Source organism: Actinokineospora lacus (assembly GCF_053813445.1).
Genome location: NZ_JBQERA010000001.1, coordinates 263617 through 276857, shown reverse-complemented (window position 1 = coordinate 276857; position 13241 = coordinate 263617). Strand labels below are relative to the sequence as shown.

Genomic DNA, 13241 nt, shown 5'->3' with positions numbered 1-13241 from the left:
GTCGGGTCCGGGGCCGCTTGCTCGGCTCTCGCGGGATCAGCCGTTCCCGCCGCCGCCACCGCCGGGGACGCAGACCTGCTGTTCGCGGCCCACAAGCACGTTCACCGTGCTGTCCTTCTGCAGTTCCTGCCCGGGGCTCGGGTTCTGGTTGAGGACCTTGCCGATCTCGTCTTCCTCACACGTGCGCTGGTCGATCTGGTTGAGGCTGCCCGTCCAGCCCAGCTCCTGCAGCTTGCCCTTGGCCTCGTCGGGCGTCATGCCCTCCAGGTCGGGCATCTCGATCCGCTTGTCCTGCTGGTCGCCGTTGGACACGTCGAGGACCACCGTGAACCCCGGGCTCACCTCGCCGCTCTTGGGCGCCTGGTCGACGACCGTGCCCGCGGGCTTGTCCGAAGACACGTCCCGCCGCTGCGGGGTCAGGCCGACGTCGGTCAGGTTCTTCGCCGCGGTCTCGTAGTCCTGCCCGATCACGTTCGGCACCGACGCCTTCGCCTGCGCCTTGCCGACCGTCAGCGTCACCTGCGTGCCGACGTTGACCTCCTGGCCCGCGGCCGGGTTCTGCGCGATGACCTTGCCGACCTGGCCCTCGTCGTCGACTTCCTTCTCCAGCACGTTCTCCGCCACCTGCAGGCGCGCGTCGCGGAGCTGGGTGCTCGCCTCGTCGGGGCCCTTGCCCTTCACGTCCGGGACGGAGATCTTGCCCGGGCGGCCGCCGACCTGCATGACCACCGTGTCGCGCTTGGCCACGGAAGCGCCCGCCGCGGGGGTGGTGCCGATGACCCGGCCGATGTTGTCGTTGCCGCACACGCCGGGCTGGCCGTCGGCGGTGGGCTCGCAGGGGACCTCCTCCCGCTGCACGGTCAGTCCGAGGTCCTGCAGCGTGCGGCGGGCGTCGGCCTCCAGCTGGCCGGTGACGCCCGGCATGGCGAAGGTCGAGGGCTCGGTGGGGGGCTCGTCCTTGTTCAGCAGCCAGAACAGCAGCCCGATGAGGCCCGCCACCAGCAGCGCGGCCAGGATGATCGCCCACGTCTTGCGCTGCCTGCGGCGGCGGTCTTCCTCGTCGTCGTAGCCGTAGTCGTCGTACTCGTCGGCCAGGGACTCGGGGCGGTGCCTGCCGCCGCCGGTGGCCGGGACGGGCCTGCTCGCGTTGAGCACCGCGGTGCGGTCGTCATCGGTCATGACCATTGGCGCGGACGGGCGCTGGCCGGACAGGACCCGCACGATGTCGGCGCGCATCTCCGCGGCCGACTGGTAGCGGTTGGCCGCGCCCTTGGACATCGCCTTGAGCACGATCGCGTCCAGCTGCGGGCTCACCCTGGGGTTGAGCTGCGACGGCGGGCGCGGGTCCTCGCGCACGTGCTGGTAGGCCACGGCGACGGGGGAGTCGCCGGTGAACGGGGGCTCGCCGGTCAGCAGCTCGAACAGCACGCAGCCTGCGGCGTAGACGTCGCTGCGCGCGTCGACGGACTCACCGCGGGCCTGCTCGGGCGAGAGGTACTGCGCGGTGCCGATGACCGCGGCGGTCTGGGTGACGGCGGCCTGGCCGTCGGCCACGGCGCGGGCGATGCCGAAGTCCATCACCTTCACCGCGCCGGAGCGGGTGATCATCACGTTGGCGGGCTTGACGTCGCGGTGCACGATTCCGTGGCGGTGGCTGAAGTCCAGCGCGGCGCAGACGTCGGCCATGATCTCCATGGCGCGCTGCCCGGAGAGCGGGCCCTCGGACTTGACCATGTCGCGCAGCGTTCGCCCGTCGACGTACTCCATGACGATGTAGGGCAGCGGTCCCTGCTCCAGCAGGGTCTCGCCGGTGTCGTACACGGCCACGATCGCCGGGTGGTTCAGCGCGGCGGCGTTCTGCGCCTCGCGGCGGAACCGCTCCTGGAACTGCGGGTCGCGGGCCAAGTCTTGGCGCAGCACCTTCACCGCGACCTCGCGGCTGAGCCTGACGTCGCGGCCGTGGTGGACCTCGGACATGCCGCCGTAACCGAGCGTCTCGCCTATCTCGTAGCGGTTGGAGAGCAAGCGCGGTGTGGTCATCGGTGCGTCGTCCCGCTCCTAGTCATATCCCTGTCCTGAGGTTGCATCGGCGTCACCGTGACCCAACCTGCGGCCTGCACACGATTGTGACCGTATCGCCACGAAAAACCGCGCCCTCCGGCCGCGAGCCGGTGACCATGCACGCGGCGAGGTTGTCCGGTGGCCCGCCGTCTTCCGTGACCACGTCGACGTCGACGTCCATCCTGCCCAGTTCCTCCGCGGCCGCCAGCGCGCTCTGGCCCAGGTAGGGCGTCGGCACGAAGGCGACCGGTGTCCGCTGTCCGCCGGGTGGCCCGCCCGGCTCGGTGTCGGTGTTCGGCTCGGTCTCCCGGGACTGGGTGGTGTCCGGGGTCCGCGTCGGTGGCGCGCTGTCGTCGTCCATGACCGCGGGCAGGCCGATGGCCACCACCGCGATCAGGGCCACCGCGAGCACGATGATTGTCACCCACAACCCGGTGCGCCCTGGAACCGGTGGCTGCGGCCGCGGGTAAGTGCCGGTGTTCGGCGGTGGGCCCACGGGAAGCAGGCCAGGGTGCGTGCCGTTCGGGTGCGTGCCGCCCGGGTGCCCGGCCCGCGCCATGGCGTACCCCGTCGGCGCGGGCAGCGGGCGGCCCGCGCGCACGGCGGCGACCGCGGCGGCGAACTCCCCGCCGCTGCCGTAGCGGCGGCGCGGGTCCTTGACGAGTGTGGTCTCGATCACCGCGCGGACGCCCGGCGGGACGTCCGGCGGCAGCGGCGGCGGCGCGTCGCGGATGTGCATCATCGCCACCGTCACCGCGTTCTCCGACAGGAACGGGCGGCGCCCGGTCAGGCACTCGTACCCGACCACGGCCAGGGAGTACACGTCGCTGGCGGGCTCGGCCTCGTGGCCGAGCGCCTGCTCGGGGGCGATGTAGTGCGCGGTGCCCATGACCATGCCCGAGCGGGTCACCGGGGCGGCGTCGGCGGCCTTGGCGATGCCGAAGTCGGTCAGCTTCACCACCCCGGACGGGGTGATCAGGATGTTGCCGGGCTTGACGTCGCGGTGGACGTACCCGCGCTCGTGCGCGGCCTGCAGGGCGAACCCGGCCTGCTCCAGGATGTCCAGCGTGCGGTCGGCGTTGAGCCTGCCGTCGCGGGACACGATCGCCGCCAGCGGCTCGCCCTCGACCAGCTCCATCACCAGGTACGCGGTGTCCTTGGGCCCGTCGACGATGGCCGCGGTCTCGCCGTAGTCGTGCACCGCGGCGATGCCGGGGTGGTTCAGCGACGCGGTGGTGCGCGCTTCCGTGCGGAAGCGGTGCAGGAACTCCGCGTCCCCGCACAGCTCGGGCTTGAGCACCTTCACCGCGACCGGCCGGTCGAGCCGGATGTCGGCGGCCTCCCACACCTCGCCCATGCCGCCGACCGCGATCCGGCGGTTGAGCCGGTAGCGGTCGGCCAGCAGCTGGCCCGAGGTGAGCATGGTCAGCCCCTCCCGAGGGCGGCGCCGATCGTGGCCCGGCCGATCTGGGCCGAGAGCTTGCCGCCGGTGGCGGCGACGTCCTTGCTCTCGACGACGACGGCCACGGCGATCTGCGGGTCCTCGGCGGGCGCGAACGCGACGTACCAGGCGAAGGGCGGGGTGTTCTTCGGGTCGTTGCCGGTCTCGGCGGTGCCGGTCTTGGAGGCGATGGTCAGCCCGTTGATCTTCCCGCCGCCGCCGGTGCGCTCCTCGGAGGAGACCATCATCTGGGTCAGCTGCTCGGCGGTGCTGCCGGAGACCGCCGACCCCATGCTCTCCTCGTCGAACTTGTCGATCTCGGCGAGGTCGGGGGCGAGGATCGACTGGACCAGCTGCGGCTTCATCAGCTCGCCGCCGTTGGCGATGGCCGAGACGACCATCGCGTTCTGCAGCGGCGAGAGCCGCACGTCGCGCTGGCCGATGCCGCTCTGGTACAGCGCGTTCTCGTCGGCGACGACCATGCAGCCGCCCTCCACCTTCGGCCCGATGCAGGACTGCACGACCGGCATCGGCACGCCCAGCTCGGGCTCGCCGATGCCGAACGCGGCGGACTGCTCGGCCAGCCGCTCGCCGCCCATGTCGTGGGCGAGCTTGGCGAAGGCGGTGTTGCACGACTGCGCGAGCGCGGTCTCCAGCGGCACGTCGGCCGGGCTGTTGTTGCAGAACCCGCGGTTGTAGTTGCGCAGCTCCGAGCCGCCGACGGCGAGCTTGTCGGTGGAGGTGACCGGGCTCTCCTTGGTCAGCCCGTCCTCGAGCGCCGCCGCGGCCACGACCAGCTTGAAGGTCGAGCCGGGCGCGTAGAGCTCCTGGGTGGCCCGGTTGAGCATGGGGTTGCGCTTGTTGTTGTTGTACTTCTTCCAGGCGTCTTCCTGGGCCTGGAAGGAGTGCGCGGCCAGCGGGTTCGGGTCGTAGGACGGCGTGCTGACCAGCGCCAGGATCTCGCCGGTCTTGGGGTTCAGCGCCACGACGGAACCGGCGAAGCCGCGCGACTCCATCGCCTCGTAGGCGGCCTTCTGGGCGGCCGGGTTGACCGTCAGCACGATGTTGCCGCCGCGCGGGTCGCGGCCGGTGATCAGGTCGGACAGGCGCCGGACGAACAGCCGGTCGTCGGAGCCGTTGAGGATCTCGTCCTGGGCCCGCTCCAGCCCGCCCGCGCCGTAGCGCACCGAGTAGAAGCCGGTGACCGGGGCGTACATCGGGCCGCTGGTGTACTTGCGCAGGAACCGGTAGCGGTTGTCGGTCGGCTGCACGGTGGCCAGCGCCACCATCTGGTTGTCGGCGTTGCGCACCAGGATCTTGCCGCGCTCGCGGGAGTACTCCTCCAGCAGGACGCGCCCGTTGCGGGAGTCCTCGCGGTAGTCGTCGGCCTTGATGACCTGGATGTAGGAGGCGTTGGCCAGCAGCAGCACGACCATCACGAGCATCGCGAGGCCGACGCGGCGCAGCGGGGTGTTCATTTCGGACGCTCCACCATGACCGTGCCCGCCTCGGCGATCGGGGTCTGCGGGACGGGCTTGCGCGGGGCCGCCGTCTGCGGCCGCCGGGCCGCGTCGGAGATACGCAGCAGGAGCGCCACCAGGATGTAGTTGGCCAGCAGCGACGAGCCGCCGAGGGACAGGAACGGCGCGGTGATGCCGGTCATCGGGATCAGCTTGGTGACCCCGCCGACGACCACGAAGACCTGCATGATCAGCAGGAAGGACAGCCCGCCGCCGAGCAGCTTGCCGAAGGTGTCGCGCACGGCCAGCGCGCTGCGCAGCCCGCGCATCGCCAGCAGCGTGTACACCAGCAGCAGCGCGGCCAGGCCGATGTAGCCCAGCTCCTCGCCGATGGCCGCGGTGATGAAGTCAGAGTTGGCCAGCGGGACCAGGTCGGGGCGCCCGGCGCCCAGGCCGGTGCCGCCCATGCCGCCGGTGGCCAGCCCGAACAGGGCCTGGGCGATCTGGAAGCCGCCGCCGACCTCCTCGTAGGTGCTCAGCGGGTCGAGCCAGTTCGCCACGCGCTGCTGCACGTGGCCGAACAGCTGGTAGGCGATCATGCAGCCCGCCACGAACAGGCTCAGCCCCATGACCACCCAGATGGCGCGCTCGGTCGCCACGTAGAGCATCACCAGGATGGTGCCGAAGAACAGCAGCGAGGTGCCCAGGTCCTTCTGGAAGACCAGGACGCCGACCGAGACGCCCCAGGCGAACAGGATCGGGCCCAGGTCGCGGGCGCGCGGCAGGTCGACGCCGAGCACCCGGCGGCCCGCGGCCATGAACAGGTCGCGCTTGGAGACCAGGAAGCCCGCGAAGAAGACCAGCAGCAGGATCTTGGCGAACTCGCCCGGCTGGATCGACAGCGGCCCGACCCGCAGCCAGATCTTCGCGCCGTTGATCGTCGGGGCGATCACGCTGGGCAGGAACGCGGGCAGCGCCAGCAGGAACAGCCCGATCAGCCCGAACATGTAGCTGTACTTGGTCAGCGTGCGGTGGTCGCGCACGACCCGCAGCACCACCAGGAAGAGCACCAGGGCCAGCGCGGTCCAGGCGATCTGCTTGGGCACGTCGTTGTTGATCTGCCTGCCCGCCTGCACCGCCCGCTCGGCCAGCGCGAGGTCGATGCGGTAGATCATCACCAGGCCGAGCCCGTTGAGCACCGCGACGCACGGCAGGATCAGCGGGTCGGCGTAGGGCGCCCAGTACCGCACCGCGATGTGCGCGACACCGAAGAGCGCCAGGTAGGCGAGGCCGTACCAGACGATGCGCACGGTGAGCTGCTGCTCGCCGTTCACCTCGACGAGCATCAGGGCGATCGAGACCAACAGCGCGGCGAACCCCAACAGCAGCAGTTCGGTGCCGCGGCGGGTGGGCGCGGCGGGATCACTGCCCGCGCCCTGCCCGGTCGCCGGACCCCTGCCCTGGACCGGGAGCGCCATCAGCCGCCGCCGTCCCTCGGCTCGCGGCAGTTCACGCCCGGCTGGGGCGTGCGCCCGACCGCCGAGGTGGTCGGCGGCGGCGTGGTCTCGACCACACTGGTGGTCCCAGGCTGCGCGGAACCGCCGACGGGCCCGGTGGCGGGCTGCTCGACGGGCGTCAGCTGGCGGGCCAGGTCCGCGCACGTCGGCAGCCAGAACCGGTGCCGCAGCCCGCTGAGGAACTCGCGCGCCGCGGTGATGCTGTCGAAGGTGTTGCTGCCGTTGCGCACCTCGTCCTTGCCGAACTGCTCGAGGTCGTCGACGAAGAGCCGGTCGCACTGGGGCAACTGGGCGCAGGACCCCTCCACCTGGCTGTTCAGGGAGAGCCCGAGCACGCTGCCGCGCACCCCCTGGAACACCGCGACCTCGCCGCTGCCGCCCTCGCCGACGAAGTACTGGTTGTTCACCCAGATCCGCGCGGCGACGGCCGCCGCGGCCAGCAGGACCAGCACGAGGACCGAGATCACCACCGCGCGCACCCGCTTGCGGCGCTTGAGCCGGGGGTCGGCGGGCGGTGGGGCCAGCGGGTCGCGCCGCGGCTCCTGCGGCCGGGGCGGGTTGAGCGCGCTGGCTCGCGACGCGGCCGAGTCCGGTGGCGGCGTCTCGTCCTGGCCGTTGCCCGCGGCGCCGCCGACGATGGGGTTGTTGTCGCCGTAGTCGACGTCGAGGACGTCGGCGACGATGACGGTCACGTTGTCCGGGCCGCCGCTCTTGAGCGCCAGCTCGATGAGCCGGTCGGCGCACTCCTGCGGGTCCGGGATCTGGATGGCCTCGGCCAGCGTCTCGTGGCTGACCGGCCCGGACAGGCCGTCCGAGCACAGCAGGTAGCGGTCGCCGGCGCGAGCCTCGCGCACGGTCAGGCTCGGCTCGACCTCGTGGCCGGTGAGCGCCTTGAGCAGCAGCGAGCGCTGCGGGTGGGTGGCGGCCTCCTCCTCGGTGATCCGCCCCTCATCGATGAGCGACTGCACGAAGGTGTCGTCGTGGGTGATCTGGCTGAACTGGCCGTTGCGGCGCAGGTAGACGCGCGAGTCCCCGACGTGGACCAGGCCGATCCGGTTCCCCGCGAACAGGATGGCCGACAGCGTGGTGCCCATGCCGTCGAGGTCGGGGTCGCCCGCTACCAGCTCGGCGATGGCGCTGTTCCCCGCCACCACCGCCTCGCGGAGCTGGCTGAGCAGGTCTTCACCCGGCTCGTCGTCGTCAAGCGGGGCCAGCGCGGCGATCACGACCTTGCTGGCCACCTCGCCCGCGACGTGGCCGCCCATCCCGTCGGCGAGGGAGAGCAGTCGTGGACCCGCGTACACGGAGTCCTGGTTGTTGGAACGGACCAGGCCCCGGTCGCTGCGGGCCGCATAGCGAAGCACAAGCGTCATGAGCGCAGCTCGATCACCGTCTTGCCAATACGGATCGGGACACCCAGAGGGACCCGAAGGGGTGCGGTGACCTTAGCCCGGTCCAGATATGTCCCGTTCGTCGAGCCCAGGTCTTCCACATACCAGTCCGTCCCGCGCATCGACAGCCGGGCGTGCCGGGTGGAGGCGTAGTCGTCGTCCAGGACCAGCGTCGAGTCGTCCGCCCTGCCCATCATGATCGGCCGCCCGTCCAGGGTGATCCTCGTCCCGGCCAGCGCGCCGTGGGTCACCACCAGCTGCCTGGGGGCCTTCCCGCGCGTCTTCCCCGACTTGCGGAATCCCGGCATCGCCACCCGCAGCCCGGAGGCCGCGTAGATGTCCGAGCGCACCACCCGCAGCGCGGCCAGCACGAACAGCCAGAGCAGGGCAAGGAAGCCCGCTCTGGTCAGCTGCATCACCAACTCCGGCACTTGACGCGACCGCTCCTGGTTCCGTTGGACATGGCCTGGTGGGCGTGACCCGGTGGACATGACTGCAGTGGACATGACTCTGCGACCACCGGGGCTCATCGCCCCGCCGGTCGGATAGACGCGCGACCGGCCCCGGACGTTGCCCTGTCCGGACCCGGACGCTCTCAGCCCTGGGTGCGGAAGACCAGCGAGGAGTGGCCGATCCGGACGACGTCGCCGTCGGCCAGCTGCCACGTCTGCACCGGGGTCCCGTTCACCGTCGTGCCGTTGGTGGAGCCGAGGTCGGCGAGCGTGGCGCTCTGACCATCCCAGGTGATCTCCAGATGCCGACGCGACACGCCGGTGTCCGGCAGCCGGAAGTCGGCGTCCTGGCCGCGGCCGACCACGTTGCCGCCCTGCTTGAGGCTGTAGTTGCGGTTGGACCCGTCGTCGAGCTGCAGCGACGCCGTCAGCTGGCGAGGGCCGCTCTGCACCGCGGGCGGCACGTAGCCCTGCTGGCCGTACCCGGGCTGCTGTGCGTAGCCCTGGTCGTAGCCGGGCTGCTGGGCATAACCCTGCTGGCCGTAGCCCTGGTCGTAGCCCGCCTGCTGCTGCTGGCCATAACCCTGCTCATAGCCAGGCTGGCCGTACCCCGGCTGCCCGTAGCCCGGCTGCTGGCCGTAACCCTGCTGCTCATAGCCAGGCTGGCCGTAGCCCTGCTGCTCGTAACCGCCGCCTTGCTGGCCGTAACCCTGCTGGCCGTAGCCCTGGTCGTAGCCCGCCTGCTGCTGCTGGCCATAACCCTGGTCATAACCCGGCTGGCCGTAGCCCGGCTGTCCGTACTGCGGGTCGTTCGCGTACTGGCCTGGCTGCTGCCCGTACCCGTACTGCTGGTTCTGCTGGCCGTAGGGATCGCCCTCGGGCTGGTGGCCGTAGCCGGGAGGCTGGCTCATGGATCGGTCTCCTGCGTTGCGGGGGGATGCCTGCCGTCTTCCCTCCGGGGAGGAAGCCCCCTCGGAGCGACGTTGCACGTCGGGGTCGACGGTAGAGCGGGTTCGGAACTGTCCGGTGTGCAGCCCGTCGGAGCGCTCCAGGGAGACTACGACTTCCCCGTAGGTCTCCCATCCGTTCTCGGCGAGGTGCTCGGCCACACAGTCCGCGAGCAGCGCTGTCAGCCGACCCTCGTCACCCGAGAAGTTCTGATGGTCGGCAGGGCCGAGCTCCACCACGTAGTGGTTCGGCGCCAAGAGGCGGCCGCCCGCCAGTTCGCGGACGTTGGCCTCACCCTCGCGCTGCAGCGCCTGCGCCACCTCTTGCGGCACGACGTTGCCACCGAACACGCGCGCGAAGGTGTTGCCGACAACATCCTCCAGCCTGCGGTTCAGCCGCTGTCCGATGTTCATGGCACCTCCTTCCGCGCGGGCTCCTGGACCGATCGTATCCGGGTAGGCGAGGGGGGACACGGGTATGTGCGGACCCACTTTTCCACCGTGCTAGAGTTCTGCACGTCCCGATGAGGGGCGCGGCACTCGGGCGAGTGGCGGAATGGCAGACGCGCACGGTTCAGGTCCGTGTGTCCGAAAGGACGTGGGGGTTCAACTCCCCCCTCGCCCACGGCCTCAGCCGATCTGTGTTCACGGAAAGCGTGAACCGGGTCGGCTGTTTCCATTCTGGGGGCCGAGCCCCCAGACCCCCACGGTGCGGTATCTCTCGAACCGGCGCCAGGGCACGTAAGCATCGGGTGGGTCGCCCACGGTGCGGTATCTCTCGAACCGGCGTGCGGGCCGGGAACGTAAGCATCGGTCGGGTCGCCCACGGTGCGGTGGCTGGTTTGGACGGGTCTGTTGGGTTGGGTGGGTTGGCCTGCGGATCGGTGAGTTGGCCTGCGGGTCGGGTGGTTGTGTTGCTTGCGGGTCGGTTGGTTGGTTGGTTGGTTTGAGTCGGGTGGGTTGGGGTGGGTCTGTTGTTGGGTTGTTCGATTGGCGGGTTGCTTGGTGGGTTTGGTGAATTTGGGTTTGGCGGATGGTTGTGGTGGGGGTTGATTGGTGTTCACGGGGTGTGTTTGGGTGTGCGCGGGGAGTTTGGTGCTTTGTGAGTGAGCCAGGGCACACGGTGGGTGGGGTGCGTTGATGCAGGTGGGTGGGGGTCACCCAGTTGGTGGCACAGTCGCGGTGAAGTCTTGTGGCCGCCTGTCGACCGGTTATCGCCCGCTTCGCGCCGCCGGCCGCAGGGGCCCCTTGGCGGTCTCTGATTGACCCCTTCCGGGCTGGTACTCCAGTGGAGTACCAATCGACCCCTTGTCCCGGCTGACCATTGGCTGCGACGGGCGGCAGATGAAGGGTGGATTTCGTGAGCGGCACCCCTGGGCGCACTGCGGTCAGCGAGCACCTCAACGCGCTCCCGGCACAGCTGGCCCCGCCCGTGGAGCTGCCTGGCCCGGTGGCGGAGCTCGCCGAGGACGCGGTCGCGGCGCTGGGCTGGGCCGGGACCGTGCTGCCGGAGACCACGCTTCTCGGCAGGCGGGTGTGCCTGGTGGCCGAGCTGCTCGCCGACGTGCACGCCGAGCGGATCTGCCTCGGCCAGGAGCCGGTGACCGACCGCGCCTCGGTCTCCACCTGGGCCTGGCCCGAGCTGGCCGGGCAGGTGCCGGAGCCCGCCGTGCGGATCGTCGGGGCGGTCGCGGTCGCCCGGCACTGGCGGACCGGGCTGGCCAACGCCGTGCCCTTCCTGCGCTACGGCGACGCCGCCGTCGTGCTGCCGACCACGGCCGTGCTGACCCACGACTACCTCGCCAACTGCCTGCCCAGGGCCCGCGCCTACGGCGTCGCCGTGCTGGCCGCCGAGCCCGACGGCGACACCTGCGCCGGGGTGCAGGTCGACCTCCCCGGCCGCGGTGAGCGGGCCTTCCCCGAGGTCGACGCGCTGTACCGCTGGGTGTGCGAGCTGGCCTACGAGCAGCTGCTGGACACGGCGGCGCAGCCCGCGTGACCCTAGGGTCGGGTCCATGCGCATAGTGATCGCGGGCGGCCACGGCAAGATCGCCCTCCTGCTGACCGCCCTCGCGGCGGGCCGGGGCGACGACGTCATCGGCATCGTCCGCAACCCCGACCACGTGGTTGACGTGCGCGAACTCGGCGGCGACGCCGTCGTGCTCGACTTGGAGGCGTGCACCGCCGAGCAGGCCGCCGCCGCGCTCACCGGGGCCGACGCCGTGGTGTTCGCCGCGGGCGCGGGACCGGGCAGTGGCGTGGCGCGCAAGGACACCGTCGACCGCGGCGCCGCGGTGCTGGTCAACGACGCGGCGCGGATGGCCGGTGTGGTGCGGGTCGTGCAGGTCTCGGCGATGGGCCTGGACCGCGCCGACGTCGAGCCGGTGTTCGGCGCGTACCTGCGGGCGAAGGCCGCCGCCGAGGACGACCTGCGCTCCCGCGACTTCGACTGGACGATCCTGCGCCCCGGCAGGCTGACCGACGACGAGCCCACCGGCCTGGTGACCCTCGCCGAGTCGGTCGACCCCGGCGCGGTCGCCCGCGCCGACGTGGCCGCCGTCCTGCTCGCCCTGCTCGACGAGCCCTCCAGCTCCGGGCAGACCCTCGAACTCGTCGGCGGCGCGACCCCGGTCGCCGAGGCGGTTCAGGAAGCGATGGGGCCCAACACCCGGTCGGTGTAAGGGTTCCGGAACAGCCCACCAGGGTCCACAGAGGACCGGACGCGGCGGAAGTCGGCGAACCTCGGGTAGCGGTCGGAGAGCGCGTGCGCGTCGAGCGAGTGCGTCTTCCCCCAGTGCGGCCGACCGCCCACCGCGCCGACGACCGACTCGAACAGCGCGAAGTACTCCCGGTACGGCATCCCGGCGAACTGGTGCACCGCGAGGTAGGCCGAGTCGCGCCCGTACGCCGTCGACAGCCACACGTCGTCCGCCGCCGCGACCCGGACCTCCACCGGGAACATCACCGGGTCGGCCAGCCGGGGGACCCGGGCGCGCAGCTCGGCCAGCACCTCGCCCAGCGCCTGCCGGGGGACGGCGTACTCCGACTCCACGAACCGGACCTTGCGGCTGGTGACGAACACCCGGTGGGAGACGTCCTGATAGGACCGCTCGGAGAGCGCGGACGCGGAGAACCGGTTGAGCGGGCGCACCAGCGCGGGCACCGCCCGACCGATCCGGCACAGCGCGCCGAACGCGGCGTTCTCCATCAGCTCGTATTCCACGAATCGCCGCACCGGGCCAAGCGGCCGCGGTGCGCTTCCCTGCGGCAAGCGGTTGTTCCGCTTGGTCAGCGCCGTGGTTCCGTAGGGGAACCAGTAGAACTCGAAGTGGTCGTTGGCCGCGCAGTGCCCGTCGAACTCGTCGAGCACCGCGTCGAGCGGTTCCGGGCGCTCGACGGCGGAGAGCACGAAAGCGGGCTCGGTGCGCAGGGTCACCGCGGTGACGACGCCGAGCACGCCGAGGCCGACGCGCCCGGCGGCGAGCAGCTCGTCGTCACCGGAGCAGGTGGTCACCGACCCGTCGGCCAGCACCATCTCCAGCGCGGCGACCTGCGTGGCCAGGCCGCCGAAGCGAGCCCCGGTGCCGTGGGTGCCGGTGGCGATGGCGCCCGCGACGGTCTGCGCGTCGATGTCGCCGAGGTTCGTCATGGCCAGCCCGAGGCGGTCCAGCTCGGCGTTGAGCGCGGCCAGCGTGGTGCCCGCGCGGACGGTGACGAGACCGGTTTCGGTGTCGGCCGCGGTGATCCCGGTCCAGCCCGAGAGGTCCAGCGCCACGCCGTGGGCGGCGCCGACCGCGGTAAACGAGTGGCCGCTGCCGCGCGCCCGCACGGTCAGACCCGCGCGGGCCGCGGCGCTCACCGCGGCCTGGATCTCCTCGACCGATCGCGGGGTGAGCACTTCGGCGGCCACCGCGCGCTCGGTGCCCGCCCAGTTCCGCCAGGCCCTTGTCACGATCGGCAGAATATGCGAAT

10 protein-coding genes and 1 tRNA gene are annotated in these 13241 nt (G+C 71.4%); 3 read left to right on the top strand and 8 right to left on the bottom strand.

Annotation, left to right across the window (positions count from 1 at the left end; translation table 11 throughout):
- Positions 1-36: 36 nt before the first annotated feature.
- The 7 genes from pknB to ACTG9Q_RS01355 form a co-directional block, all read right to left on the bottom strand.
- Positions 37-2040, bottom strand: a complete 2004-nt coding sequence (gene pknB / locus ACTG9Q_RS01385; protein WP_455570703.1) for a Stk1 family PASTA domain-containing Ser/Thr kinase — start codon at positions 2038-2040, stop codon at positions 37-39.
- A 52-nt stretch (positions 2041-2092) separates the two neighbouring features.
- Positions 2093-3484 carry a protein kinase domain-containing protein gene (locus ACTG9Q_RS01380; protein WP_455570702.1) on the bottom strand — a complete coding sequence of 464 codons (1392 nt, stop codon included), beginning with the start codon at positions 3482-3484 and terminating at the stop codon, positions 2093-2095.
- Positions 3485-3486: 2 nt separating this feature from the next.
- Positions 3487-4980, bottom strand: a complete 1494-nt coding sequence (locus ACTG9Q_RS01375) for a peptidoglycan D,D-transpeptidase FtsI family protein (protein WP_455570701.1) — start codon at positions 4978-4980, stop codon at positions 3487-3489.
- Complete coding sequence (locus ACTG9Q_RS01370; protein ID WP_455570700.1) at positions 4977-6440, bottom strand: FtsW/RodA/SpoVE family cell cycle protein; 1464 nt, start codon at positions 6438-6440, stop codon at positions 4977-4979. The genes ACTG9Q_RS01375 and ACTG9Q_RS01370 overlap by 4 nt, the downstream gene beginning before the upstream one ends.
- Positions 6440-7852 (bottom strand): PP2C family protein-serine/threonine phosphatase, encoded by a 1413-nt coding sequence (locus ACTG9Q_RS01365; RefSeq protein ID WP_455570699.1) that lies wholly within the window; start codon positions 7850-7852, stop codon positions 6440-6442. Before ACTG9Q_RS01365 ends, ACTG9Q_RS01370 begins: the two co-directional genes overlap by 1 nt.
- Positions 7849-8301 (bottom strand): FHA domain-containing protein FhaB/FipA, encoded by a 453-nt coding sequence (locus ACTG9Q_RS01360; RefSeq protein WP_455570698.1) that lies wholly within the window; start codon positions 8299-8301, stop codon positions 7849-7851. Before ACTG9Q_RS01360 ends, ACTG9Q_RS01365 begins: the two co-directional genes overlap by 4 nt.
- 164 nt (positions 8302-8465) lie before the next feature.
- Positions 8466-9683 carry an FhaA domain-containing protein gene (locus tag ACTG9Q_RS01355; protein WP_455570697.1) on the bottom strand — a complete coding sequence of 406 codons (1218 nt, stop codon included), beginning with the start codon at positions 9681-9683 and terminating at the stop codon, positions 8466-8468.
- A gap of 128 nt (positions 9684-9811) precedes the next feature.
- Between ACTG9Q_RS01355 and ACTG9Q_RS01350 the strand changes: the two genes are divergently transcribed.
- From ACTG9Q_RS01350 to ACTG9Q_RS01340, 3 genes are all read left to right on the top strand, one after another.
- A tRNA-Leu gene (locus ACTG9Q_RS01350) sits at positions 9812-9894 on the top strand.
- Positions 9895-10629: 735 nt separating this feature from the next.
- A complete protein-coding gene (locus ACTG9Q_RS01345) occupies positions 10630-11268 on the top strand; it encodes a hypothetical protein (RefSeq protein WP_455570696.1) in 639 nt (212 codons plus the stop codon).
- A 16-nt stretch (positions 11269-11284) separates the two neighbouring features.
- Positions 11285-11950, top strand: coding sequence for an NAD(P)H-binding protein (locus ACTG9Q_RS01340; RefSeq protein WP_455570695.1), 666 nt, complete (start codon positions 11285-11287; stop codon positions 11948-11950).
- On the opposite strand, the gene ACTG9Q_RS01335 is transcribed toward ACTG9Q_RS01340, so the two are convergent.
- Positions 11914-13221 carry a D-arabinono-1,4-lactone oxidase gene (locus tag ACTG9Q_RS01335; RefSeq protein WP_455570694.1) on the bottom strand — a complete coding sequence of 436 codons (1308 nt, stop codon included), beginning with the start codon at positions 13219-13221 and terminating at the stop codon, positions 11914-11916. The genes ACTG9Q_RS01340 and ACTG9Q_RS01335 overlap by 37 nt on opposite strands.
- Between the last annotated feature and the right edge of the window lie 20 nt (positions 13222-13241).